The sequence below is a fragment of the Streptomyces sp. PA03-6a genome, from assembly GCF_033792765.1.
Taxonomy (GTDB): Bacteria; Actinomycetota; Actinomycetes; order Streptomycetales; family Streptomycetaceae; genus Actinacidiphila.
The window spans coordinates 22354-45439 of sequence record NZ_JARAVK010000048.1; the positions used below are offsets into that span (position 1 = coordinate 22354).

27 protein-coding genes and 1 pseudogene are annotated in these 23086 nt (G+C 72.1%); 16 read left to right on the forward strand and 12 right to left on the reverse strand.

Annotation, left to right across the window (positions count from 1 at the left end):
- Positions 1-45 precede the first annotated feature (45 nt).
- Positions 46-1512, reverse strand: coding sequence for an APC family permease (locus PV350_RS14440; protein ID WP_499514245.1), 1467 nt, complete (start codon positions 1510-1512; stop codon positions 46-48).
- A 340-nt stretch (positions 1513-1852) separates the two neighbouring features.
- On the opposite strand from PV350_RS14440, the gene PV350_RS14445 reads away from it, so the two are divergent.
- Together PV350_RS14445 and PV350_RS14450 are read left to right on the forward strand one after the other, a co-directional pair.
- Entirely contained in the window at positions 1853-2650 is a 798-nt protein-coding gene (locus tag PV350_RS14445; protein ID WP_500334124.1) for a hypothetical protein, read from the forward strand.
- A 252-nt stretch (positions 2651-2902) separates the two neighbouring features.
- Positions 2903-4300, forward strand: a complete 1398-nt coding sequence (locus PV350_RS14450; protein ID WP_500334126.1) for a vanadium-dependent haloperoxidase — start codon at positions 2903-2905, stop codon at positions 4298-4300.
- Here PV350_RS14450 and PV350_RS14455 read toward each other — a convergent pair.
- Both PV350_RS14455 and PV350_RS14460 read right to left on the reverse strand, forming a co-directional pair.
- Positions 4219-4998, reverse strand: a complete 780-nt coding sequence (locus PV350_RS14455) for a DUF4253 domain-containing protein (protein ID WP_500334128.1) — start codon at positions 4996-4998, stop codon at positions 4219-4221. The genes PV350_RS14450 and PV350_RS14455 overlap by 82 nt on opposite strands.
- Before the next feature lie 277 nt (positions 4999-5275).
- Positions 5276-5641, reverse strand: a complete 366-nt coding sequence (locus PV350_RS14460; RefSeq protein WP_500334130.1) for a DUF6233 domain-containing protein — start codon at positions 5639-5641, stop codon at positions 5276-5278.
- A gap of 187 nt (positions 5642-5828) precedes the next feature.
- On the opposite strand from PV350_RS14460, the gene PV350_RS14465 reads away from it, so the two are divergent.
- Positions 5829-6668: a sulfurtransferase gene (locus tag PV350_RS14465; protein ID WP_500334132.1), complete on the forward strand. Its 840-nt coding sequence runs from the start codon at positions 5829-5831 to the stop codon at positions 6666-6668.
- Positions 6669-6693: 25 nt separating this feature from the next.
- Here PV350_RS14465 and PV350_RS14470 read toward each other — a convergent pair whose 3' ends face one another.
- The 5 genes from PV350_RS14470 to rpsB all read right to left on the reverse strand — a co-directional run bounded on the left by PV350_RS14470 (position 6694) and on the right by rpsB (position 11316).
- Positions 6694-7695, reverse strand: a complete 1002-nt coding sequence (locus PV350_RS14470; protein ID WP_500334134.1) for a phosphatidate cytidylyltransferase — start codon at positions 7693-7695, stop codon at positions 6694-6696.
- Between the two features lie 119 nt (positions 7696-7814).
- Positions 7815-8372 carry a ribosome recycling factor gene (gene frr, locus PV350_RS14475; protein ID WP_319140848.1) on the reverse strand — a complete coding sequence of 186 codons (558 nt, stop codon included), beginning with the start codon at positions 8370-8372 and terminating at the stop codon, positions 7815-7817.
- A gap of 134 nt (positions 8373-8506) precedes the next feature.
- Positions 8507-9271, reverse strand: a complete 765-nt coding sequence (pyrH, locus tag PV350_RS14480) for a UMP kinase (protein ID WP_499514239.1) — start codon at positions 9269-9271, stop codon at positions 8507-8509.
- 160 nt (positions 9272-9431) lie between these two features.
- Positions 9432-10268: a translation elongation factor Ts gene (gene tsf / locus PV350_RS14485; RefSeq protein WP_499514238.1), complete on the reverse strand. Its 837-nt coding sequence runs from the start codon at positions 10266-10268 to the stop codon at positions 9432-9434.
- A gap of 115 nt (positions 10269-10383) precedes the next feature.
- Entirely contained in the window at positions 10384-11316 is a 933-nt protein-coding gene (rpsB, locus tag PV350_RS14490) for a 30S ribosomal protein S2 (RefSeq protein ID WP_499514237.1), read from the reverse strand.
- A gap of 285 nt (positions 11317-11601) precedes the next feature.
- On the opposite strand from rpsB, the gene PV350_RS14495 reads away from it, so the two are divergent.
- Positions 11602-12249, forward strand: coding sequence for a murein hydrolase activator EnvC family protein (locus PV350_RS14495; RefSeq protein WP_500334136.1), 648 nt, complete (start codon positions 11602-11604; stop codon positions 12247-12249).
- Here PV350_RS14495 and PV350_RS14500 read toward each other — a convergent pair.
- The 4 genes and pseudogenes from PV350_RS14500 to PV350_RS14515 form a co-directional block, all read right to left on the reverse strand.
- Complete coding sequence (locus PV350_RS14500) at positions 12218-12775, reverse strand: TetR/AcrR family transcriptional regulator (RefSeq protein WP_499516962.1); 558 nt, start codon at positions 12773-12775, stop codon at positions 12218-12220. The genes PV350_RS14495 and PV350_RS14500 overlap by 32 nt on opposite strands.
- An 80-nt stretch (positions 12776-12855) precedes the next feature.
- A complete protein-coding gene (gene whiG, locus PV350_RS14505) occupies positions 12856-13692 on the reverse strand; it encodes an RNA polymerase sigma factor WhiG (protein ID WP_499514235.1) in 837 nt (278 codons plus the stop codon).
- Between the two features lie 165 nt (positions 13693-13857).
- Positions 13858-15102 carry a DNA-processing protein DprA gene (gene dprA, locus PV350_RS14510; RefSeq protein ID WP_500334139.1) on the reverse strand — a complete coding sequence of 415 codons (1245 nt, stop codon included), beginning with the start codon at positions 15100-15102 and terminating at the stop codon, positions 13858-13860.
- A pseudogene (locus tag PV350_RS14515) lies at positions 15099-16460 on the reverse strand (YifB family Mg chelatase-like AAA ATPase); the annotation flags it as partial. The pseudogene PV350_RS14515 and the gene dprA, both read right to left, overlap by 4 nt.
- Before the next feature lie 114 nt (positions 16461-16574).
- Between PV350_RS14515 and PV350_RS14520 the strand changes: the two are divergent.
- From PV350_RS14520 to PV350_RS14575, 12 genes are all read left to right on the forward strand, one after another.
- Positions 16575-17030 (forward strand): hypothetical protein, encoded by a 456-nt coding sequence (locus PV350_RS14520; protein ID WP_500334141.1) that lies wholly within the window; start codon positions 16575-16577, stop codon positions 17028-17030.
- The gene (locus PV350_RS14525) at positions 17027-17701 is read left to right on the forward strand and encodes a DUF6907 domain-containing protein (protein ID WP_500334143.1); all 675 of its coding nucleotides are present in this window, start codon (positions 17027-17029) and stop codon (positions 17699-17701) included. Before PV350_RS14520 ends, PV350_RS14525 begins: the two co-directional genes overlap by 4 nt.
- On the forward strand, positions 17698-18003 hold the full coding sequence (locus PV350_RS14530) for a hypothetical protein (protein WP_500334145.1): 306 nt from the start codon (positions 17698-17700) through the stop codon (positions 18001-18003). Before PV350_RS14525 ends, PV350_RS14530 begins: the two co-directional genes overlap by 4 nt.
- The gene (locus tag PV350_RS14535) at positions 18000-18374 is read left to right on the forward strand and encodes a DUF6907 domain-containing protein (protein WP_500334147.1); all 375 of its coding nucleotides are present in this window, start codon (positions 18000-18002) and stop codon (positions 18372-18374) included. Before PV350_RS14530 ends, PV350_RS14535 begins: the two co-directional genes overlap by 4 nt.
- 23 nt (positions 18375-18397) lie before the next feature.
- A complete protein-coding gene (locus PV350_RS14540; RefSeq protein WP_500334149.1) occupies positions 18398-18574 on the forward strand; it encodes a hypothetical protein in 177 nt (58 codons plus the stop codon).
- Positions 18574-18891, forward strand: coding sequence for an HNH endonuclease (locus PV350_RS14545; protein WP_500334151.1), 318 nt, complete (start codon positions 18574-18576; stop codon positions 18889-18891). Before PV350_RS14540 ends, PV350_RS14545 begins: the two co-directional genes overlap by 1 nt.
- Entirely contained in the window at positions 18888-19079 is a 192-nt protein-coding gene (locus PV350_RS14550) for a hypothetical protein (RefSeq protein WP_500334153.1), read from the forward strand. The genes PV350_RS14545 and PV350_RS14550 overlap by 4 nt, the downstream gene beginning before the upstream one ends.
- Positions 19076-19303: a hypothetical protein gene (locus tag PV350_RS14555; protein ID WP_500334155.1), complete on the forward strand. Its 228-nt coding sequence runs from the start codon at positions 19076-19078 to the stop codon at positions 19301-19303. The genes PV350_RS14550 and PV350_RS14555 overlap by 4 nt, the downstream gene beginning before the upstream one ends.
- Positions 19300-19602, forward strand: coding sequence for a hypothetical protein (locus PV350_RS14560; RefSeq protein ID WP_500334157.1), 303 nt, complete (start codon positions 19300-19302; stop codon positions 19600-19602). The genes PV350_RS14555 and PV350_RS14560 overlap by 4 nt, the downstream gene beginning before the upstream one ends.
- Entirely contained in the window at positions 19599-20429 is an 831-nt protein-coding gene (locus tag PV350_RS14565) for a DUF2637 domain-containing protein (protein ID WP_500334159.1), read from the forward strand. The genes PV350_RS14560 and PV350_RS14565 overlap by 4 nt, the downstream gene beginning before the upstream one ends.
- Complete coding sequence (locus PV350_RS14570; protein ID WP_500334161.1) at positions 20426-20836, forward strand: DUF6251 family protein; 411 nt, start codon at positions 20426-20428, stop codon at positions 20834-20836. The genes PV350_RS14565 and PV350_RS14570 overlap by 4 nt, the downstream gene beginning before the upstream one ends.
- An 86-nt stretch (positions 20837-20922) precedes the next feature.
- Positions 20923-23031 carry an FtsK/SpoIIIE domain-containing protein gene (locus PV350_RS14575; RefSeq protein WP_500334163.1) on the forward strand — a complete coding sequence of 703 codons (2109 nt, stop codon included), beginning with the start codon at positions 20923-20925 and terminating at the stop codon, positions 23029-23031.
- Positions 23032-23086: the final 55 nt, after the last annotated feature.

Genomic DNA, 23086 nt, shown 5'->3' on the forward strand with positions numbered 1-23086 from the left:
CGTGATCGTGCCGTCAGCGGCCCCGGCCGCCGCGTTCGCGGCAGCTCAGTGCTTGAAGACGTCGACCCCGCCGGGCTCGGTCTCCAGTGACCGGCGGTCGAAGACCAGCATGCCGAGGAAGAACAGCCCGCCGACGACGAGCAGGCCCACCACGATCACCAGGGGCACCAGCGCCTCGCGCGGTGTCACCAGGGCGATGAGCGCGACGACCGTCCAAACCAGGGCGGCGAGGGCGACGGGCAGCTCGAGGCGTCCCAGGTCGAAGGCACCCTTGCGGCGGCCAAGGCGTCGGCGTACCGCCAGGTAGAGGACGATCGTCGAGCCGTAGATGAGCGCCGGGAGGATCGTCGACGCCGTGATCAGCTCCAGCAGTGCGGCGCCCGGTAGCGCCACCATCAGGACGACCCCCATGGCGAGGATGAGCACGGTGGCCGGGATCGGGGTGTGCGTACGCGGGTTGACCCGTCGCATGATCCGGTGCGCGGGGAAGCGCCCGTCGCGCGACATCGCGAAGATGATCCGCGAGCACGCCACCATCACCACCATCCCCGCCCCGAAGAAGGCGAAGGTGATCGCGACCAGCAGCGTCCGTTCCGTCACCGGGCCGAGCTGGTCCCGCATGATCGTGGCGACCGGGGAGCCGTCGCGGCTGATCCGCGGAATGTCCTCGATGGCCACAGTGAGCGTGATCAGGAAGAGCATGCCCAGCAGCCCCGCGGCCACGACCGAACCGACGATCGCTCGGGGGACGCTGCGGTAGGGGTCCTTGGCCTCCTCGGCGAGGTTCGCCGCGGAGTCGAAGCCGACGAGCGTGGCCAGGCCCATGATCATCGCGATCATGAGCCCGCCGCCGACGGTGAAGTAGTGCGGGGCCCCCTCGGTGATGCCGCGCGAGGTGAGGTTGCCGACCGCGCCGTTCCCCGTGACCGCCGCGGCGATGACGAGCGCGACCGCCATCACCACGACGAGCGCCAGCTCCAGCCCGACCGCCGCGCTGTTGATGAGGCTGACGAGGCGTGTGGAGGCCACCGCGAGCACGGCCTGGACGAGCAGCACCACGAGCGTGATGACGCGGGCCGTGTCCTCGTCCGGACTCATGCCGGCGAGCGGCATGAACGCCTGGCTCGCGAGGGCGTTGTCGATGGCGACCACGGCGATCGCCAGGTAGCAGAACGTCAGCCAGCCGAATCCCCACCCCACCTTCGGGTTCGCCAGCCGTGAGGCCCACTGGTACGAGGAGCCGCTGAGGGCGATGCGTCCCGCGAGCTGAGCCACCACCAGGGCCACCAGGGACTGCCCGACCGCGACGAGGATCCACAGCCAGATGCCGACGGGGCCCGCGTTCTGCAGCACGTCGTCGTAGGTGGAGAAGATGCCGACGGCCACGGAGATGAACGCGAACGAGATCGCGAAGACCTGGAAGGAGCCGAGGGTACGTTTCAGTTCCTGCCGGTATCCCCCCTCCTCGACCGACCGCTCGCCGGCCGACTCGTCCGTCGGGGCTTCCGCCACCTCAGCCACCTCGTCCTCGCTCGGGATCCTTCCGGGCCACACCCGTTTTCCACATATATGTCATGAATGCTTCCTGGCCTGCACCTTGAGGCTCCCCGGGTCGCCCGCGCCCCGCGAACGTTGGCCAGCGCTGCACGGCTCACGGCCGGTCAGGGTCTGTCCAGGCGCGGGCGTCGATCGGGTGAGCGCGGCCCGGCGGCCGGGAACGGGCTGCGCCACTGGGATGACCTTGGCGCCGGACGCCGGTGGGCGCGGGTACGGATCTCGTCGACAGGAGCCCGAGCCGTGCCGGAAGGCCCTCCGGTTCGGTGCCGGCCAGAGATCGACGAGGAGTGTCTCCATGCGTCCTGCAGACAGGACCCCTCCGCCCTCCAGGCGGTCCCTTCGACGGTTCGGACGGCTCGTCGGCACGGTGGTGCCGGCGGCCCTGATCGCCACCGCGATATCCGCGGCCTCCCTGACGACGGCTCAGGCCGCCGACACGAACGGCGCAGCCTCGTCCGGGTCGCCGGCGTCGAGCTTCCCGTGGCCCGACCCATATGACGACTACCCGTACCCCGAAGGAGACCTCGACCCCGGTCCCGGTCCTGGTCCCGGACTCGGCATCGGTCCCGGACTCGGCCTCGGCCCTGTCCTCGGCTCCGGTTCCCTCCTCGACACCGACCCCCTCCTCGGTCCGGGTCGCGGGCCCCTCCTCGACACCACCGGTGACGGCCCGGTCCTCGACCCGGCCGGTCCCCTCCTCGGCCCCGGGCGCGGGCCCTTCCTGGCCCCCTACCCCGGTCCCGGCAGGCTCTCGGGGTGTGACATCGACTCCACGGGCGTGGCCAACACGACCAACCGCGACTTCTCCGTCGCCGTGGTCCGCGGCCGGACGTTCGTCGGCCAGCGCGACACCGTCCCGGTGGGCGGCACCTACACCTGGCAGGACCTCAGTGTGCTCCCCGGGTACCCCGGCACCGGGGTGTGCGGCGCGAGCGTGAGCACCTCCTCGGTATCGGAACTGTCGGTCAAGGTCATCACCTTCCGCGGCGACGTGGCGGAGAGCCGCTGCACCATCACCGGTGCCCTGCCGGTCTGCAGTGCCTGGAGCCCGCTGCCGGGCACCTTCCAACCGCCGCCGGTCGCCATCCCCTGACCGGCCCGGGTCGACGGTCCGTCGTAGTGTGCGCCCGCCGAACGACGGGCACCGGCGTGGCCGGTCGTACGAGGGGCCGTCAGCCCCGGGTGGGTCCCGCCTGTGAGGCGGAGGACGGGAACCGGCCGCGCACCTGACGGGCCAGGCGGCCGTCAGGCCCGGCCATGGGTAGGAACCACGTCGATGTGGCCCGAACCGGAACGGAATTCCCTCCGGTCCGGCTCGGGCCCGATGTCGACGAGGAGTCTCCCCATGAGTCCTGCAGACAGGACCGCTCCGCCCTCCGGGCGGCTCTCGCGGTGGTACGGACGGCTTACCGGCGTGGTCGTGTCCGCGGCTCTCGCCGCCACCGCGGTCTCTGCCGCCGCCCTCGTTCCGGCCCAGGCCGCGGGCAAGGGCGGGGAGCCCTCCGCCGATCCGGCCGCGATACGTGAGTGGAACGCCATCGCCACGGACGTCATCGGCACCAACCTGGGCCCGACCCGGCCCTCGGGGCAGGCCGTCGTCTGGCACGGGTTCGTCTCGGTCGCCGTCTACAACGCCGTCGTCGGCATCGAGGGCCGCTACGCACCCTACAAGTGGCACGCCCGCGGGCCCGCCGGCGCGTCGCCGGAGGCGGCGGCCGTGACCGCCGCACACCACGTCCTGCTCTCCGACTTCCCGGCGTCCCGCACGCTGCTCGACACCGCGTACGCCGATTCCCTCGCCCGGATCCCCGACGGCAACGCCAAACGGCAGGGCGTGGCCTTCGGGGCGCGCGCCGCCGACCGTGTCATCCAACTGCGGCAAGGCGACGGCCGGTTCGCGACGGTGGAGTTCACCACCCCGCCGGCGCCGGGCGTCTGGCGGCCCACGCCGCCCGGGAACCTCCCGTTCATCGACACCTGGCTCGCCCGGCTGCGCCCGCTGCTGCTCGCCTCACCGTCCCAGTTCCGGCCCGGGCCGCCGCCCGCCCTGACCTCGGCCCGCTACGCCCGGGACGTGAACGAGGTGAGGACCATGGGCGCGCGGACGGGCTCGCCCCGCACCGCGCTGCAGACCGAGACCGCCCTGTTCTTCGGGGGCAACCTGGCCGTGCAGCTCCAGGCCGCGTTCCGCGACCACAGCGCCCGCCACCGCCTGGACATCGCCGACACGGCACGGTTGTTCGCCGCGGCGAACTCCGCGGCGACCGACGCCGTCATCACCGCGTGGGACGCCAAGCTCCACTACGGATCCTGGCGGCCGATCACAGCCGTCCAACTGGCCGGCACCGACGGCAACCCGGCGACCGAGCCGGATCCGCAGTGGCAGCCGCTGCTCGTCACGCCGCCGCACCCCGACCACATCAGCGGGCACGCCGCGGTCGCCGGCGCCGTGGCCCAGACCCTGACGGGGCTCTTCGGCACGACCCGCATCGACCTCACCTTCCCGTCCGACGCCACGGGCACCACACGGCACTACGACGACGCCGTGCAGTTCAACCAGGACATGATCGACGCCCGTGTGTGGGCCGGCATCCACACCCGGACGGCGGACACCGCAGGCTGCCAGGCGGGAGCCCGCGTCGGCCTCTGGGCCCTCACGCACTACTTCCAGCCCCTGCACCCGGCGCACCCCCACTCCTCCCGGCCGATCCCGCGCACGTGCCCGCAGACCGAGGCGAGCTGACCCGCCCTCAGCGTCGCGTGCCCTCCCGCCCGGCACCCGGGGAGGGCACGCGGTCGCGAGAGCGCCGGGCTCGCCCGGTCAGTCCCACCAGAAGCTCCACATCTGCTTGCCCAGGAGCTCGTGGGCCGCGAAGGTACGCAGGGTGTCGTGATCACCCGCCTGGGTGATGGTGTTCGGCGAGAAGGCGAAGTGCTCCGCGCCACGGCGAGCGCCTCGGCCATGGTGGTCGGCGGCGCGGCCACCGAGACGACCAGACGTTCACGGTTGAGCGCCAGCAGGCGTATGCCGAAGCGGTCCTCCCACGACCGCAGCACCGTGCACATCTCCTCGACGTCGGACGACCACAGGTCCGGCAGCCCGCGCTCGTCGGCGAGGGAGGGCACGTCCGTGCTGCGGGACACCCGCTGCACGACGCCCCACGCGTCGCCCTCGCTCACCTCCTCGTCGTCCGCCAGCGTGGCGAGGACATAGGCGGCCAGTTCGTCGGGATCGGTCCGAGGGCCGGCCGGGGGCGCCGCCGACCCCGGCCACCGGGGCCCGAAGGGCGCGATCAGTTCCTCGAACGGCTCGGGTTCGCCGAAGGCCTCGACGACCATCGCCCGGCCCGGATAGTCCTGCCCCGCCTCGGCGAGTGCCTCCTGGGCGTACTCCTCCCACCGCTCACCGAGGATCTGTTCCACCGTCCGGTGACTGCCCATCACTTCCCCCGCTCTCCCCGACCTGGACACGCGCACGCGCCGACGCCCCCCCTCCGGAGCAACGGCACGTACACAGTGTGCGCGCAGGGTGTGACACTTCCGTTGCCGGAACTGTGGATTCCGCCACAGCCCAGGCGGTCTTGCGGTGGCGGACCCGGCGGATGACCTTCCTGCCTTGCGCTGTTCCGGGCGCCGGACCGGCTCGGACGCATGCCGCGCGGTGACTTGACTGCCCGTCACATAGCGCCACTCGGGACGCGCGACGCGGTCCTGGGCCTCACGGGGTGCGCTCCGATTCCGGGTGGCAGATCTCGCACGGCGCGACGTCCGGCATGCCGAGGGCGACCTCGAACTCCTGCCGGTTCAGCCGCCCGCCCCCGGGCACGCGGCAGTCGTCGCGATGGAGGACGCCCCGGCCCGCACCGCCGCGCGGGTCGGGCACGCTCTGCAGCCGCCAGGCGGAGGTGCGACCGCGCTTCCCGCCCCGAGTTCGCGGAACGGCGTCATCTCCGGCCTCCGCCCCGGCCACGACCACGAAACCGGATTCCGCCTCCTGGATCTTGGCGTCGACTGCGGCGATCTGCATCTGCAGATAGAGGCGTATCACCCGCAGGCGCTGCGGATCCGGAGGAAGCTCGTACACACGTTCGAGTGTAAGCGGCGGACCGACCGCCGACCAGCGTCACGGGCCTCCGCACCGTGCGACCGACGTCACGACGAGCGGCGACAGCGCAGGTCAGGGAGGAATGTCGGCCGTGGGCCGCTCAGCGGCAGCCCGCCGCACGCACACCCGGCTTCCCGGCCCGGCCGGACTGCGCCAGGATGGGCCGGTGAACACGATCATCAGCGCCGCGGAGCTCGCCACCACCCTGCGCGACGGTACCGCCCCCGTGCTCCTGGACGTCCGCTACGAGCGCGGAGGGCCGTCCGGGCGCGCGGCGTACGAGGCGGGCCACATCGCGGGCGCGGTGTACGTCGACCTGGAGGCGGAACTCGTCGGACCGGCGGGCCCGGCCGGCCGGCATCCGCTGCCGGACGCCGGGGTGTTCGCGGCGGCGATGCGGCGGGCCGGGGTACGCAGGGGCAGCCGGGTCGTCGTCCACGACGGCGGCCAGGGCTGGGCCGCGGCACGCGCCTGGTGGACGCTGCGCTGGGCGGGCCACGACGACGTACGCGTGCTGGACGGCGGACTGGCCGCCTGGACGGCCGCCGGCGGCGGACTGACCACACGGGCCACCGCACCGGGGCCCGGCGACTTCGAGGCCGTACCGGGCGCGCTGCCGGTGCTGAGCGCCGACGACGCTGCGGTGCTGGCCCGTACGGGGGTGCTGCTGGACGCGCGCGCGGCCGAGCGCTACCGGGGCGAGGTCGAGCCGCTGGATCCGGTGGGCGGTCACATCCCGGGGGCCGTGTCGGCTCCGACGTCCGGGAACGTCACCGCCGACGGCACCTTCCGTCCCGCCCGCGAACTGGCCGGCCGTTTCACCGCCCTGGGGGTCACGGCGGACGGCGGCAGGGTCGGTGTGTACTGCGGTTCGGGGGTCTCGGCCGCGCAGCAGGTGCTGGCCCTGGCCGTCGCGGGGATCGACGCCGCGCTGTACGTCGGTTCGTGGAGCGAGTGGAGCGCCGACCCCGCCCGGCCCGTGGCGACGGGGCCGCAGCCGGGCTGAGCTGCTGACGGCCGGCTGCCGGGGATCAGCCCGAGCCGACGAAGACGACCAGCAGCAGCCACACCACGGGGGCGGTCGGCAGCAGCGAGTCGAGGCGGTCCATGATGCCGCCGTGGCCGGGCAGCAGCTTGCCCATGTCCTTGATGCCGAGGTCCCGCTTGATCATGGACTCGCCGAGGTCGCCGAGGGTCGCGCTGGCGGCCACCGCGAGGCCCAGCAGCAGACCCTGCCACCACCGGCCGTCCTCGATCAGGAACTGCATGGACAGGGCCCCCGCCACCATCGCGAAGGTGATCGCGCCGACCAGGCCCTCACGGGTCTTGCCGGGGCTGATGCGGGGAGCGAGCTTGTGCGTGCCGAAGCGCCAACCGACGGCGTAGGCACCGGTGTCGCTGATCACCGTGAGCAGCAGGAAGACGAAGACCCGCCACGGGCCGTCGCCCGCCGCGAGCATCATCACCACGAACGTGGCCAGGAACGGCACGTAGAAGGCGGCGAACACGCCCGCCGTGACGTCGCGGAGGTAGTTCTCCGGAGGCTCCGTCATGCGCCACACCAGTACGGCGAGCGCGGTGAGCGCCATCGCCACCCACGCGCCCTCGGCACCGCGTACGTAGCCCGCGACGACCATGGCGGCGCCGCCGACGGCGAGCGGCACCAGGGGAGCCCGGATCTCCTTGCGCTCGGCCAGGCGCGAGGTGAGCTCCCACAGGCCCACCACGACCGCTGCGGCGACGACGCCCACGAAGACGGCCTTGACGATGAAGAGCGAGGCGATGATGACGACCCCGAGGCCGACACCCACCCCTATCGCGGCGCGCAGGTTGCGCCCCGCGCTCTTCTTCGCCCGGCCGCCGTTCCCACCCGCCGCCGAGGGCTGCGGCACGGAACGGTCGGGCCGGGCGGAGTGCCGCTCCGGTTCGGGGGCGTCGTCGCGGAACAAGGGGCCGCCCATCCGGGTGGCCCCTTCATCCTCGCCTCCCCAGGAACCGGCATGTGGCGAGGGCCCCCAAGAAGAGTCGTTCACGGAGTTTCGCCTCGCGTTTTCGTCCGGTCCGGGTCGGTCGGATGGGTGGGTGGTCGGGTGGATGGGTCGCCCGGCCGCGGGTCTGCGGAGCCGGGGATCCGGTCCGGCGGTGTGCCGGATCAGACCTCCAGCAGCTCGGCTTCCTTGTGCTTGAGCAGCTCGTCGACCTGCGCCACGTACTTGTGGGTCGTGTCGTCGAGCTCCTTCTCCGCGCGGCGCACCTCGTCCTCGCCCGTCTCGCCGTCCTTGACGAGCTTGTCGAGGGTCTCCTTGGCCTTGCGGCGCACGCTGCGGATCGAGATCCGCGCGTCCTCCGCCTTGCCGCGGGCGACCTTGATGTACTCCTTGCGCCGCTCCTCGGTGAGCTGCGGGAAGACCACCCGGATGATACGGCCGTCGTTGGTCGGGTTGACACCCAGGTCCGAATCCCGGATCGCCTGCTCGATGTTGCGCAGCGCCGAGTTGTCGAACGGGGTGATCACGGCCATCCGCGCCTCGGGCACCGCGAAGGAGGCGAGCTGGTTGATCGGGGTCGGGGCACCGTAGTAGTCCGCCACGATCTTGTTGAACATCGCCGGGTGGGCGCGGCCGGTGCGGATCGCGGCGAAGTCCTCCTTGGCGACGACGACGGCCTTCTCCATCTTCTCCTCGGCTTCGAGGAGGGTCTCTTCAATCACCATGTGCTCCTGGTATTCAGAAGGCAGAGCCTCGGCCCTTGCGCGCGTCTTTCCTGCACGGTGTCCGACCGGCAGCGTCTTGTCCATCCCCGTTCCGGGCGGATCGCAGGCCGGATTGCGGCCGGCGCCGTCCGTCAGCGGGCGCCCGTGTCGTTGACGAGCGTGCCGATCTTCTCACCCTTCACGGCCCGCGCGATGTTGCCCTCCGCGAGCAGCTCGAAGACGAGGATCGGGAGCTTGTTGTCCTGGCACAGCGTGATCGCCGTCAGGTCCGCGACGCGCAGGTCGCGGGCGATGACGTCGGCGTACTCCAGGGCGTCGAACATCACCGCGTCGGGGTTCGAGCGGGGGTCGGCGTCGTAGACCCCGTCGACCCCGTTCTTGCCCATCAGCAGCGCCTCGGCGTGGATCTCCAGGGCGCGCTGCGCGGCGGTGGTGTCGGTGGAGAAGTACGGCATGCCCATACCGGCGCCGAAGATCACGACGCGGCCCTTCTCCAGGTGGCGCACGGCGCGCAGCGGGATGTAGGGCTCGGCGACCTGGCCCATGGTGATCGCCGTCTGCACCCGCGACTGGATGCCCTCCTTCTCCAGGAAGTCCTGGAGGGCGAGGCAGTTCATGACCGTGCCGAGCATGCCCATGTAGTCGGAGCGGGCCCGGTCCATGCCGCGCTGCTGGAGCTCGGCACCGCGGAAGAAGTTGCCTCCGCCGATGACGACGGCGATCTCGTAGCCGTCGCGGACGACGGCGGCGATCTCACGGGCCATCGTGTGCACGACGTCGGGGTCGACTCCGAGTCCCCCTCCGCCGGCGAAGGCCTCGCCGGAGAGCTTGAGCAGGTACCGGCCCTTGTGCGTGCTGCCGGTGGCGGTGGGTGCCTTGTCGGCGTCCTGTTCCATGGAGATCTCCTCGTGCACGTACGAAGAAGGCCATTGCCGAGGGTCCGTGATGGTTCCCTGTGGGCAATGGCCTCCTCGTCACAACTGCGGCCCGCCGGTGAGCGGCCGGCTGCGTACGACCCTAGCGGGGCCGTCGGTCAATCGCTTGCGCGGTGGTCGCTCAGACGCCGACGCGGAAGCGGGCGAAGCGCTTCAGCGAGACGCCGGCCTCGTCCAGGACCTTCTGGACGGTCTTCTTGTTGTCCTTGGCGAAGGCCTGCTCGAGAACGACGTTCTCCTTGAAGAAGCCGTTGACGCGACCCTCGACGATCTTCGTCAGGGCGGCCTCGGGCTTGCCCTCCTCGCGGGCGGTGGCCTCGGCGACGCGACGCTCGTTCTCGACGGTCTCGGCGGGCACCTCCTCGCGGGACAGGAAGGTGGGGGCGAAGGCGGCGATGTGCTGCGCGACGTCCTTGGCGACCTGGGCGTCGGCCTTGTCCAGCTCGACCAGGACACCGACCTGCGGGGGCAGGTCCGGGCTGGTGCGGTGCAGGTAGGAGGCGACGTAGCCGTCGGTGAACTGGGCGAAGCGGTCCAGGACGATCTTCTCGCCGAGAGTGGCGTTGGCCTCGTCGACGAAGGCCTGGACGGTCTGGCCGTCCTTGATCTCGGAGGCGAGCAGCGTCTCCAGGTCGGCCGGCTTGCTGACGGCGACGTGGGCGGCGAGGGCGTCGGCGGCGGCGATGAACTTGTCGCCCTTGGCGACGAAGTCGGTCTCGCACTTGAGCTCGACGAGGACACCCTCGCTGTTGTCACCGGCGATCAGGGACACGACGGCGCCGTTGGAGGCGGAGCGGCCCTCGCGCTTGGTGACGCCCTTCTGGCCCTTGACGCGGAGGATCTCGACGGCCTTGTCCAGGTCGCCCTCGGCCTCCTCGAGCGCCTTCTTGCAGTCCATCATGCCCGCGGCGGTCAGCTCGCGGAGCTTCTTGACGTCGGCGGCGGTGAAGTTCGCCATGGTCTGTCAGTCTCTTCTCGGAAGTCGGTGGATCCGGTGAGCGGTGGTTCTACGGACGAACGGCGGGGGCCGGAGCCCCCGCCGTCCTCACACGCATCGGAAGGCGGGCTGAGGCTCAGGCCTGCTCGGCGTCGGCGGCGGGCGCCTCGGCGGTCTCGGCAGCCGGCGCAGCCTCGGCGGCGGGCGCCTCGACGGTCTCGGCCGCAGTGGCCTCCGCAGCGGGCGCCTCAGCGGTCTCGGCAGCCGGAGCAGCCTCGGCGGCGGTCTCCTCGGCCTTCGCCTTGTCGCCCTCGAGCAGCTCGCGCTCCCAGGCGGCCAGCGGCTCGCCCTCGGCCTTGTCACCGGCGGTGGCGGCACCGGAGCGGGCGATGAGGCCCTCGGCGACGGCATCGGCGATCACACGGGTCAGCAGGGTGACGGAGCGGATCGCGTCGTCGTTGCCCGGGATCTTGTAGTCGACCTCGTCGGGGTCGCAGTTGGTGTCGAGGATCGCGACGACCGGGATGCGGAGCTTGCGCGCCTCACCGACGGCGATGTGCTCCTTCTTGGTGTCCACGATCCAGACGGCGCTCGGCACCTTCTGCATCTCGCGGATGCCGCCCAGGGTCTTCTCCAGCTTCTCCTTCTCACGGGAGAGAACCAGGAGCTCCTTCTTGGTGAGGCCGGAGGCGGCCACGTCCTCGAAGTCGATCTCCTCGAGCTCCTTCAGGCGCTGCAGGCGCTTGTAGACGGTCGAGAAGTTGGTGAGCATGCCGCCCAGCCAGCGCTGGTTCACGTAGGGCATGCCGACGCGGGTCGCCTGCTCGGCGATGGCCTCCTGGGCCTGCTTCTTCGTACCGACGAAGAGGATGGTGCCGCCGTGTGCGACGGTCTCCTTGACGAACTCGTAGGCGCGGTCGATGTACGACAGCGACTGGAGCAGGTCGATGATGTAGATGCCGTTGCGCTCGGTGAAGATGAAGCGCTTCATCTTCGGGTTCCAGCGGCGGGTCTGGTGCCCGAAGTGGACGCCGCTCTCCAGCAGCTCCCGCATCGTGACGACGGCCATGGCCGTACTCCTAGGGGTACTCGGTTTTCGCGGTCGCCGGACGGCGGCCGCGCCTGACGCCCCGAACGCGCCGTGCCACGAGGGACCGAGGAGCGCGTCCACCGCTCGCTGTAGGGCGGTGGCGGGGCGTGCGAAGTCGACCCGGTGACCCGGATCGCCATGGAAAGTGTACGGGACCGCCGGAGCGGCGGGCGACATCGTGCCTGGGGGCGGGGGCGGCAAGGGGTTGTCCACAGGCCGCTTCCATGATCATCCGGCGACGGCGGAACACGTCACCGTTGGGCCATGAGGACATACGCGGTGGTGGTGTTGGCGGTACTGACGTGGCTCGGGGGGCTCGTGCAGCCGGTGGGGGCCGCTGCCCGGACTCCGGTCGTCCCGGCCGGTGGGGGCGCGGAACGGGCCTGGCCGGTGGATCCCTCCGGCGGGGGCCGGCGACCGGTCGTGGAGCGGGGGTTCGATCCGCCGGCGGTGCCGTGGGCGGCGGGGCACCGTGGGGTGGACCTGCGCGCGGGGCCCGGTGCACCGGTGCGCGCGGCGGCGCCCGGCACGGTGTCGTACGCCGGTCAGGTGGCGGGGCGCGGGGTCGTGGCGATCGAGCTCGCCGGCGGGCTGCGCATCACGTACCAGCCGGTGCGGGCCTCGGTCGCGGTGGGCGACGAGGTCGGAGCGGGGCAGGAGGTGGGGGTGGTCACGGGAGGCCCGTGGCACTGCCCCGGCGGCTGCCTGCACTGGGGGCTGCTGCGCGGGGAGGTCTACCTCGACCCGCTGTCGCTGCTGCCGGACGGGATGCTGCGCGGCGGGCCGTCGCGACTCCTGCCGGTCTTCGGGGTGCCCTTGCCGGAAGAGGTGGCCGGAACGACGGCCGGAGCGATCGAGGCGGTCGGGAAGGTCCCGCCGCTCAGCCCAGGACGCCGCGCAGGGCCATGGTGACGGCCGCGTCGGCGATGGCGTCCGGCTCCTCGGCGGCGCCGAGCTCGATCCGGCGGACCGCGGAGTCGACGACGCCCTGGAGCAGCATCGCGGTGAGCCTCGGCTCATGGTGGCCGAGCGCGGCGAGCGCCTCGACGACCATGGCGACCAGACCGCCGTGGGCGGCGCGGATCTTCTCACGGGCGCCCGAGTCGAGTTCGCCCGCGGAGATCGCGACCACGGCCCGGTGCCGGCGGTCACCGACGAGCGTGAGCTGACTGCGGACGTACGCCTCGATCTTGGCTTCGGCGGTGGGGGCGGCCTCCATGGCCGCCTCGACCTCGGCCGCCCAGACGGGGAAGTCGACGGCGCACAGCTCCTCGACGACTGCGGCCCGGGAGCGGAAGTACTCGTAGACGGAGGACCGGGCGAGCCCGGTGCGCTCCGCGAGGGCGGGGAAGGTCAGGGCCTCCGTCCCGCCTTCGGAGAGCAGACTGCGCGCGGCGTCCAGCAGGGCGTCGCGCTGCATCGACCGGTGCTCGGCCACCGAGGCCGCTCGAATCTTGGGCACCTCACCACTGTACGGAAGCGGCGCGGCCATCGGGCGCACCCGTGGGCAAAGCGGCGTCAACGGCCGACGTCGGCCAGTTTCGCGCGCAATTGCAGAACGGATTTGGTGTGGATCTGGCTGACCCTGCTCTCGGTGACCCCGAGCACCTGGCCGATCTCCGCGAGGGTGAGCCCTTCGTAGTAGTAGAGGGTGACCACGGTCTTCTCGCGCTCGGGCAGCGTGTTGACGGCGCGGGCCAGCAGGCGGCGCAGCTCGCGGTCCTCGGCGACCTCGACGGGGTTGTCGGCGCCGGTGTCCTCCAGGGTGTCGACCAGGGTCAGCCGGTCGCCGCCGTCGGTGCCCGCGTGGAGCAGCTCCTCCAGGGCCACGACGTTGGCCAGGGAGAGCTGGCTGAAGACGCCGTGCAGCTCCTCCAGGGCGATGCCCATCTCGGCGGCGACCTCGGACTCGCTCGGGGTGCGGCGCAGGGAGGCCTCGAGGGTGGCGTAGGCGCGCTCCACGGCGCGGGCCTTCTGGCGCACCGAGCGCGGGATCCAGTCCAGGGCGCGCAGCTCGTCGATCATGGCCCCGCGGATCCTGGTGATCGCGTAGGTTTCGAACTTGATCGCGCGCTCGGGGTCGAACTTCTCGATGGCGTCGATGAGCCCGAAGACCCCGGAGGAGACGAAGTCCGCCTGTTCCACGTTGGCGGGCAGGCCGACGCTCACGCGTCCCGCGACGTACTTCACCAGGGGTGAGTAGTGCAGGATCAGCTGCTCGCGCAGGCGTGCGTCCCCCGTGGACTTGTAGGTCCGCCACAGCGCGTCGAGCGAGGTGGGGGCGGGCGGCCGGGGGTTTCCGGTGACGGCGGTCGCCGCCGTGCTGCCTTCGTGCCCGGGAGTGTGCCGGTGCATGCGTCGATCTGAGCCGTTCTGCGTGACCTGAGGGACGGGCGGGACTCGAACCTCCTTGAGCGTAGCGTGACCATACCGTCGCTCAGGGCGACGTTCGGGCGTCCCCATAACCTCGCCATCCAGGGGGTCCCAGGTCAAGAACCGTCCTGTCACCTGATGGTGTGTTCACCGGGAGAGCGTGTCGGCTTGGCCACCCCCCTCCGTCATGGGAGCCACGGGAGCCGTGGGAGCCGCCTCACGGCCTTGCGGCAACTTCCAGCGCGGGCCGTCCCGTTCGACGAAACCGAGGGCGTGCAGCTCATGGAGCCTGGTGAGGGTGTCGTCGGGGGTGCTCGCGGCGGCGACCGCGAGCTCCGCTACGCCGGCCCCGCCACGGGCGGGCAGGGCCTCCAGGACCCGGGCGGTCGCGGGCGGGAGCAGATCCCGCGGCAGGACCGGCCCGCGGCGCTCGGGCGCGAGGTCCTCGCCGATGCGGCCGACGAGCTCGATGACGTCGGCGGCGCCGGTGACCAGGACCCCCTCGGCGCGCAGCAGCTCGTGGACCCCCTGGGACAGCGCCGAGGTGCAGGGTCCCGGCACGCCCATGACGAAACGGCCCAGCTTGCGGGCCCGGCGGGCGGTGATCAGGGAGCCGCTGCGGTACTGGGCCTCGATGACGACGGTGCCCCGGGTGAGCGCGGCGATCACGCGGTTGCGGAGCACGAAGCGGCTGCGGGTGGGATGAGATCCGGGTGGCAATTCACCGATGAGCAGCCCCTGTTCGGCGATGCGTCCGATCAACTCGGCATGACCCGGCGGATACGGCACGTCCACTCCGGAGGCGACGACCCCCACGGTCGCCCCCGTCACGGACAGCGCTCCCCGGTGTGCGGCGCCGTCGACGCCGTAGGCGGCCCCGGAGACGGTGACCCAGCCGGCCTCCGCCAGGTCGGCGCCGAGGGACGCCGCCATGTGGGAGCCGTAGTCGGTGCACGCGCGGGCGCCCACGACGGCGACCGACCGCAGCGCCCACATCCGCAGCGAGGCGCCGCCGCGCACCCACAGTCCGTACGGGCGCTCGCCGCCCAGGTCGTCGAGCTGCCGCGGCCAGTCCGGGTCACCGGGGCACACGAAACGGGCCCCCATGGCCCGGGCCGCCGCCAGATCCCGCTCCGGCCGGGTCCGGCGGGCCCGCAGGGCGTATCCGGCCGCCCGCTGCTCGCCCGCCCCGGGCAGCTCTTCACCGGCGGTGAGGGCCCGTACGGTCTCGACGGGGCCGAGCTCCCGCAGCCAGGCGCCGACGAGCCCGTCGCCGGGATCGGCGATCCGCGTCACGGCGGCGCGGGCCAGACGCTCCTCGGGCGTCGGTGGCGGCTCCTCCTCCAGGTCCGGCCCGGCGTCCCCGTCCAGGCCGGGCGGCATCTGCGTCATCGGACGGCTCCCGTCGCCGCCATGCCGCGGCGCACACCGGTGCGCAGCTCCAGGGCGCGCTCCATGTCGACGCCGTCGGGCCGGTCACGGCCCGCGAGGTCGGCGACCGTCCAGGCCACGCGCAGGACCCGGTCGAGTCCCCGCGCGGTGAGGAGCCCGCGCTCCATGTCCCGCTCCGCGCAGCGCAGGGCCCCGGGCGCCATGGCCCAGCGGGTGCGCAACTCATGGCCGGGGACCTCGCTGTTGAGCCGCCACGGCGTGTCCGCGTACCGGGCGGCGGCGCGCTCGCGGGCCTCCCGCACCCGCGTGGCGACCACCGCGGTGGACTCCGCGGAGCCGGCGCCCCCGATCAGCTCGGAGCGGCTGACGGCTTCCACCTCGACCCGCAGGTCGACCCTGTCCAGGAGGGGCCCCGAGAGCCGCCCCTGGTAGCGGCGGATCATGCTCGGCGTGCAGTCGCACGTGCCGCCGGGTGAGCCGTACCGCCCGCAGGGGCAGGGGTTGGCGGCGAGGACGAGCAGGAACCGCGCGGGAAGGCGGACGACTCCGGCCGCCCTGGCGATCACCACGTGGCCGGACTCCAGGGGCTGGCGCAGCGCGTCGAGGGCCTGACCATTGAATTCGGGTGCTTCATCCAGAAAAAGCACACCTTTGTGGGAGAGCGAGACGGCACCCGGCCGTGGCAGCCCGTTTCCGCCGCCGACCAGGGACTGCATGGTCGCCGAGTGGTGCGGCGCGCAGTACGGCGGCTGGTCCACCATGTGCCGGCCCGGCGGCAGCATCCCGGCGACCGAGTGCACGGCGGTGACCTCCACCGCCTCCTGCCGGGTGAGCGGTGGCAGCAACCCGGGCAGCCGCTCGGCCAGCATCGTCTTGCCCGCGCCCGGCGGCCCCTTCAGGTAGATGTGGTGACCGCCGGCGGCGGCGACCTCCAGGGCGGTCCTGGCGGTGCCCTGCCCTGCGACCTCGGCCAGATCCGGGGTGCCGGTGTCGGCGAGCCCCGTGCCGTGGCCTGCGCCCGGCAGGGTCAGGCCGGCCAGCATCGGGTCGGGCCTGCCTTCGGCGGGCTCCTCGTCCTCCTGCGGGGCGAGCTCGTCGTTGAGCAGTGCGATCAGCTGCCGCAGGCTGCGGACCCCGAGCACGGAGACCCCCGGTACGAGCGAGGCCTCGGCGACCGTGCGCTCGGGCACCACGACGTGGCGGTACCCGGCGTCGGCGGCGGCGAGGACCGCGGGCAGCACCCCGCGGACCGGGCGGACCCGGCCGTCGAGGCCGAGCTCGCCGATCATCATCAGGTCGGCGATGTCGCGTGGGGCGACGCGGTCGTTCGCGGCGAGAACGGCGCACGCGACCGCGAGGGCAATGCGATCACTGAGACGCTTCTTCTACCCGAAAGGGCGGCCCCAGGTCGGTGCTACCAACACCGGCTCCCGGGGCCTGACGGATCAACCTGAGCAACCAGGAGAACCGCTGTGCTGAATGCTCTCATGCGTCCCCGGGTCGAGCGCCAGTCCGCTCCCCGCCGCTTCCTCTCCTCTATTACCGGCGTCTTCCGCTCGGTCGTCACCTCCGACGCCCCGGCCGACGTCGCCGTCAACGCCCCGGACCCGGCCGATGTGTACACCCCCGCCGAGCTCCCGGCCATCGAGGACATCGAGGCCGCCGCCGTCGCGTACAGCGTCGCCGCCGATCAGGCCCGTGCCGGAGACCGCGGCAAGCGCGCCGCCCGCAAGATCCTCGACCGTCTCCCCGCCGGCCTGTACGGCTCCTGGCTGGTGTCGCGCACTCCGTCGTCCCGGCAGACCGCCGACCTCGACGCGATCCGCGCCATCTTCAAGGAGCACGGCCTCGGCCCGGTCCCCATGAAGTCGTCCGCCCCCAGCCTGCGCGTCGAGCGCGTCGAGACCCTCTCGGAGGTGGCGGCATGAACACCACCGCCAAGAAGACCCGTAAGGCGGCCCAGGCCGCGCCCGTCGAGCCGACCCAGTGCGAGCGCAACGGCTGGTGCGTCAGCGGCTACAAGCACCCCTTCACCTGCTCCGGCCAGCAGGTCAGCATGGACTCCACGACCGAGCAGACCTACGCCGGCACCAACGAGCTGTACCAGATCCTCAACGGGCAGATCACCCTCGACGGTGACGACAACCGCACCCCGCAGATCGCCTTCGACGGCGGCGGCGACGAGTGGGTCACCTTCTCCCCCGACCAGCTGCGCGGCTTCGTCGCCAAGGTCCGCGCCCACCTGCCCCGCCTGGAGGCCCTGGCCGACCAGTTCGAGGCCATCACCGCCCCGGACGGCCGGCACTACAGCTGGTGCGACCACCACGCCACCGAGGACGGCACCACCGAGCACATCGGCCCCGAGTCGATCGTGCCGGTGCCGGACGGGATGGACGTCCGCGGGGGCGGGCTGCTGTCGGCGTACATCGTCCTCGACGACAACTGGACGGCGGCGAAGCCCGCGCTCAGCTTCAACTCGGGCGGCAACGGCGTCCTCCTCGACGGCCAGCAGGCCGACAAGGTCATCGCGGACCTCGAGCAGTTCGTCGCCAACATGAAGGCGCTGCGGGCCCAGATGGACGAGGAGCCCGTCGCGTGACTCTCCTCGCTGGGGACTCCGGTCCCGACATGAACGAGGCGCTGCGCCGGGTGCGGGGTATCCCCGCCCCGGCTCGGCCGGCCAGGCCCGCGCCGTCCCCGCTGTACGACGGGCGCAGGGTTCGCCTGTCGGGGCCGACGCCGGTGGACATCGCCCGCACGGTGGCCCGCCGGATCCTCAACGACAGCGGGGCCGCCGACATCCACGACCACAGTGCGATGGTCGGTGCCGCCTCGGCGCTGCACACGGTGCTGCAGGACCTCCTCGCCTCCCTCGACGCCCGGGACGGGGGCCAGCGATGACCGGCCGCCGGATCGTGCGCCTGGAGACCGTCGACGCCGGGGAGATCGAGCTGCACTGCCCGGCATGGTGCAAGGCCGTCCACACGGCCGGGTTCAACACCTACTCCTTCGAGCTCGTTCACTCCGACGGCGGCGAGTTCGTCGGGCCGGAGCCCGACATGGAGACCTCGATGCAGGCGAATCGGGAGTGGCAGGAGTACGGCCCGGCGGAGCAGACCACCCCGTACTACGGGGTCGACGTGCACCTGACCGCGAACGGCTACAGCGCGGAGGACTTGGAGCAGGCCGCGGCCACGCTCGAGGCGTTCGCCGCCGAGATGCGCGCCCTCGCGCCCAAGCTCGCCGAGCTGCAGGCGGAGGTGGGCAACTGATGGGCGCCGGAGCGAAGTGGCCGGTGAAGCGGCCCACAGAGAACGCCGCCTTACGGGCGCTGGACCGGTCCCGCCGGGAGCTTCCGCCCTTGCCCGCGATGTTCGCGGCGCTGCTGGACGCGACTGCCCTCGACGACCGGCACGGCGTGAACCTCCTCGGTCACCGCATTGCCCGCCGTGGTGGAGAGGTCGGCGCGTGATGGCCCGCCGTCGAACGCTGAGGCCCGAGGACCGGCGGTCTGTCCGCCGGTCCCTGGCCGCCCGCGACGGGGCCCAGTGCCGGTATTGCCAGCGCCCGTTCCCGGACCTGGCCGAAGCCACGTTGGACCACGTCATCCCCTATTCGATCTGGCGCACCTGGCGGCAGCGGAACCTCGTGCTCGCCTGCGAGCCGTGCAACAAGGCCAAGGGCGACAGCCTGCCGCTGATCGTGGCGCTGCTGGTTCTCCGCAACGTGCGCCTGCACCCCGAGTGGCGCCAAGCCTGCACCCCGACCCGGATGGGAGTCCCCTCATGAAGGCCGTTCTGCTCGGCGTCCTGCTGGGCCTGGTGGTCGTGTTCACCCCTGCGGCCGGTACTGCCGTCGCAGGTCTGCTGACCGCGGGCATCGTCGCCCTCGCCTCGCAGCCCGTCGTCTGGGCGTTCGCCGCCGGTGTGGCCGCACGTCCCCGCCTCGAGCAGCGCGCCCGGAGGTGGACGCGATGAGCCTCTACGACCGCGTCATGCGCGCCACCGAGGACCCGTCGGTCCCGCTCAGGGTCAACGCCGTAGCCCAGTCCGCCGCCCGCATCGCCGACGGCACCGGACACCCCGGCCTCGCAGCCGCCGCAGCGGGCGTGGCCGCCTTGGTGACCGCCGTCGACACCGTCATGCACGCCCCGAAAGCCGCCCCCGGCACCTACGCCGGCTTCAACGAGGACACCAAATGAGCCGCTGCCCGGCCGCGCACCCCGACGACCCCACCCCGTGCACCGGGCCCGTCGTCGTCACCGTGCTGGACGCCGTCAACGCGGGCGCCCACGGCTGCGAGCACCACGCCGCACGCCTCCTCGCCTCGCTGACGGGTGGCCGCGTCTACGCCCTGCCCGACGCCCCCGAGGGTGCCGCGATCCACGTGTTCACCGCGGCCGACTCCACCCGCCCGTTCGCCTGGTACGAGGACGCCCCGCGCACCAGGCACGACCAGCTCAGCAACTTCGAGAACCGAGAGAGGAGCGCAGACCGTTGAACGCACGCCAAGGCCTCGCCTCCGCCGCCGGAGCCGTGACCGTCACCCTGACGGCCGCCGCGTTCTGGCTGTCGTATGAACATTTGCACGACGTCGCGGCCAGCAACGGCCTCGGCCACTCCGCCGGCCGCGCCTGGGCCTGGCCCGGAACCGTCGACCTGTTCATCGTCGCGGGTGAGCTGCTGATCCTGCGGGCCGCGCTGCGGGGGAAGGCCGACTGGTTCGCGTACTTCCTCGCCGGTGTCGGGTCGCTGGGTTCTATCGCCTTGAACGTGGCGGGTGTCGGTGCCGGGGCGGAGCCGCTGGAGTACATCGTTGCGGCGGTGCCGCCCGTGGCCGCGCTGCTCGCGTTCGCCGCCGTCATGCGGCAGGTGCACGAGCGCCTGGCCGACGACGAGGGCAAGCCTGATGTTGTCAGCCTTGCTCCGGTTGTGGAGCAGGTCGACCTCATGCGCCTGCCCGTCCCCGAGGTAGCCCCCCGGGTACCGCGCGCGCTGCCTCCGGCCGTACCCCAGACCGTGCCCGCAGGAGTATCCCTGCTGCCGATCGTGGCCCGTCCCGAGGTAGCCCCCGCCCCTACTCCGGTTGCCGCTGCTGGGGTACCCCGCAACGGCGTCACGGCGCCCGTCGGGAAGCCCCGCACGGGTAGGGCAAAGCCCCTACCCGCCAAGGCTGGCGAGGACGCCCTGACGGGTAGGGCGCGCGCCAAGTTCGCAGACGTACTCGCGGGCGGCGAGGTGCCCGGCGTCGGGACGCTCCGCAGTGAGTACCGCATCGGCCAGGTCCGAGCCCAGCGCATCCGAGACGAGTTGAGGAGCACCCCGTGAGCACGCCCCGCCGCTACCGGTTCGACAACCCGATGCCGAGTACCGAGCCCGCCCGGCTGCCGGTCCGGCAGGAGATCGCGCAGGCGAACCTTTTGCACAATGTGCAAGAAGTTCCGCAGCCGCAGGTCGTCCACATCCACGAGGCCCCGCCGGACAGGACGCTGCAGCGTGTGGCGCTCGGCGCGGGCATCGGCGGGGGTGCGATCGTCGCCGGGATCTACTTCCTGCCGATGCTGATCCTCGCCGTGCAGTCCCTGGTCGCCGCGCTGATGAGCCTGGTCGTGATGCTCGCCGTCGCCGCCTGGGCCGTCGTCACGATCGTGAACGCGGTCGGCGGGAAGAACGGCCAGGCCACCGCGCAGGCCCTGTCCCGTCGCCGCCGCGGCCTGCTGCGCCGCCGCCGTTAGCTACGCCCCGGGGCGGCCACCCTGCCTGTGAAGCGAACAGCCGCCCCGGGTACCCCGCACCTCTTCCGAGAGCAGGAGATCGAAGTATGTCCGAGACCATCGCGGCAGGGGTACCCCACACGCCGCAGCCGGGTACCCCCGACCTCGAGAAGACGGGTACCCCCAGCAAGACCGACACGGGTACCCGCCGGGTACGGGTCGGGGCGATCCGCCGCGTCGTCGTCGACGCCCGCGGCCACGCCACCTACCGGCTCGCCATCCGCCACGGGGCCTACCTCGTCGGGGGTACCCGCATCCTCACCCGCCGCGCCTGGGACGCCCGCACCACCGCCCGCCACGAAAGGATGATGCGCGCCGCCGAACTCGCTGGCAGCGAGGAGATCGCCCGCAACTGGGAGCAGCGCGCCTACATCTTCCGCCAGTCCCGGCACCGCCGCCGCATGGAACTCCTGCAACTGGCCCTCAACGCCCCCAAGGCCCTGGCCGCCGGGACCGCGGCCGGCACCGGGGCGCTGCTGCTGCTCGGCATCATGCTGGCCTGGTACAACCACGACATCCACGACGTCCTCACCCCCATCAAGACCGTCATCGAGCTCGTCGGGTGGATCGCGTTCATCGCCTCCGTAGTGTGGGAGCCCCTGCTGTATGCCCTCCCGGTCATCGGCGTGGGCGCCGTGTGGTCCGTGGGCCGCAACCGGCAGACCGCCCCCACCTGGGCGCTTCCCGTCGACCAGGGCGAGCAGGGCGTCGTGCCTGATGAGGGCGCCATCTACCGGGCGCTGGGCAACCTGGGCATCGCCCCGCTCAACAAGGCCATCAAGGAGGGATGGCAGGTCCGCTGGGTGCAGCCGACGACCCGCCTGGGCAACGGCTACCACACCCAGTTGCAGCTCCCCATGGGCGTCACCGTGGAAATGATCCTCGGGAAGAAGGCTGTCCTGGCGCACAACCTGCTGCGGAAGCCCGTCGAGGTGTGGCCGACCGAGCCGCCCCGGCAGCCCGGCATTCTCGACCTGTGGGTCGCTGACCAGGGCTCCCTGTCCGGGTCGGTGCCGCCGTGGCCGCTGCTCCACGAGGGCACCACCGACTACTTCAAGGGCGTACCCGTCGCCGTCAGTCAGCGGGGCGAGCAGATCACCGGCAAGCTCATGGCCGCGAACTACCTGGTCGGCGGCATCATGGGCTCCGGCAAGTCGTCGCTGGTCATCTCCCTGCTGCTCGGTGCGATCCTCGACCCGATCGTCGAGGCCGAGGTGTACGTGATGGCGTTCAACGTCGACTACGACCCGCTGAAGCCGCGCCTGAAGACGCTGGTCAAGGGCGACGACAAGGAGCAGATCGAGGCCGCGCTGAACGCGCTGCGCCGCCTGGCCAACGAGGTCACCGAGCGAGGCAAGCTGCTGGAGTCTCTCGGCGGGGACAGCGTGAAGCTGACGCGGGAACTGGCCCTGCGCGACCCGCGGATGCGGCCGAAGGTCGTCGTGTTCGACGAGTGCCACGAGCTGTTCATGGACAAGGAGCACGGCAAGGAGGCCGCTGAGCTGGCCGTTCGCGTCATCAAGAAGGCCCGCAAGTGCGGCATCACGCTCATCTTCGTGACCGTGTCGCCGACCGCGGACAGCATCCCGAAGGACGTCACCCGCAACACCTCGCACAACGTGGCGTTCGCCGTGGGCGACCACATCGCGAATGACGGCCTGCTCGGTACGGGTAAGCACCGGGCCGGCATCACCGCCACGACCCTGATCCCGGGCGAGGACATCGGCACGGCCGTGACCACCGGCTTTACGGCCAAGCCGTTCGAGGTCGTCCGGTCGTACTACGTGGCCCGTGACCCGGAGAAGGGAATCGACGAGGTTACGCCCGTGGTGGAGCGCGCCATGGGCCTGCACGAGAGCGGCCCGGCCCCGGCCGAGCCCGAGTTCGCCCCGGCGGATCCGCTGGCGGACATCCTGACCGTTCTCGAGAACGCCCCGCGGATGCGCACCCAGGACGTGGTCCGCGGCCTGTCGGACCTCAACTCGGAGGCTTACGGCGACTGGTCGTTCGGCAACCTGCGCCGGGTGCTGGATGAGGCCGGGCACGGCGAGTACAAGACCGGCGGCCGGCAGCACGTGTCGCGGCAGCGCATCGTCGACGCCATCGCTGACCGTGACGACGACGGTGAAGACGGGGTCGAGTTCGACGCCGGCTGACGGTAGGGAGGCGGCCGTTTGGGAGGGAGTTCTCCCTACCCGCCTCCCTCCCCCG

Excerpts from the sequence above, each read along its gene's own strand:
- PV350_RS14525 (WP_500334143.1), top strand. The coding sequence starts at position 17,027 with ATGAACACCACCGCCAAGAAGACCCGTAAGGCGGCCCAGGCCGCGCCC.
- PV350_RS14575 (WP_500334163.1), top strand. The coding sequence starts at position 20,923 with ATGTCCGAGACCATCGCGGCAGGGGTACCCCACACGCCGCAGCCGGGT.
- PV350_RS14550 (WP_500334153.1), top strand. The coding sequence starts at position 18,888 with ATGAAGGCCGTTCTGCTCGGCGTCCTGCTGGGCCTGGTGGTCGTGTTC.
- PV350_RS14555 (WP_500334155.1), top strand. The coding sequence starts at position 19,076 with ATGAGCCTCTACGACCGCGTCATGCGCGCCACCGAGGACCCGTCGGTC.
- whiG (WP_499514235.1), bottom strand. The coding sequence starts at position 13,692 with ATGCACCGGCACACTCCCGGGCACGAAGGCAGCACGGCGGCGACCGCC.
- PV350_RS14560 (WP_500334157.1), top strand. The coding sequence starts at position 19,300 with ATGAGCCGCTGCCCGGCCGCGCACCCCGACGACCCCACCCCGTGCACC.
- PV350_RS14495 (WP_500334136.1), top strand. The coding sequence starts at position 11,602 with ATGAGGACATACGCGGTGGTGGTGTTGGCGGTACTGACGTGGCTCGGG.
- pyrH (WP_499514239.1), bottom strand. The coding sequence starts at position 9,271 with ATGGAACAGGACGCCGACAAGGCACCCACCGCCACCGGCAGCACGCAC.
- PV350_RS14455 (WP_500334128.1), bottom strand. The coding sequence starts at position 4,998 with ATGGGCAGTCACCGGACGGTGGAACAGATCCTCGGTGAGCGGTGGGAG.
- PV350_RS14450 (WP_500334126.1), top strand. The coding sequence starts at position 2,903 with ATGAGTCCTGCAGACAGGACCGCTCCGCCCTCCGGGCGGCTCTCGCGG.
- PV350_RS14545 (WP_500334151.1), top strand. The coding sequence starts at position 18,574 with ATGGCCCGCCGTCGAACGCTGAGGCCCGAGGACCGGCGGTCTGTCCGC.
- tsf (WP_499514238.1), bottom strand. The coding sequence starts at position 10,268 with ATGGCGAACTTCACCGCCGCCGACGTCAAGAAGCTCCGCGAGCTGACC.
- rpsB (WP_499514237.1), bottom strand. The coding sequence starts at position 11,316 with ATGGCCGTCGTCACGATGCGGGAGCTGCTGGAGAGCGGCGTCCACTTC.
- PV350_RS14445 (WP_500334124.1), top strand. The coding sequence starts at position 1,853 with ATGCGTCCTGCAGACAGGACCCCTCCGCCCTCCAGGCGGTCCCTTCGA.
- dprA (WP_500334139.1), bottom strand. The coding sequence starts at position 15,102 with ATGACGCAGATGCCGCCCGGCCTGGACGGGGACGCCGGGCCGGACCTG.
- PV350_RS14535 (WP_500334147.1), top strand. The coding sequence starts at position 18,000 with ATGACCGGCCGCCGGATCGTGCGCCTGGAGACCGTCGACGCCGGGGAG.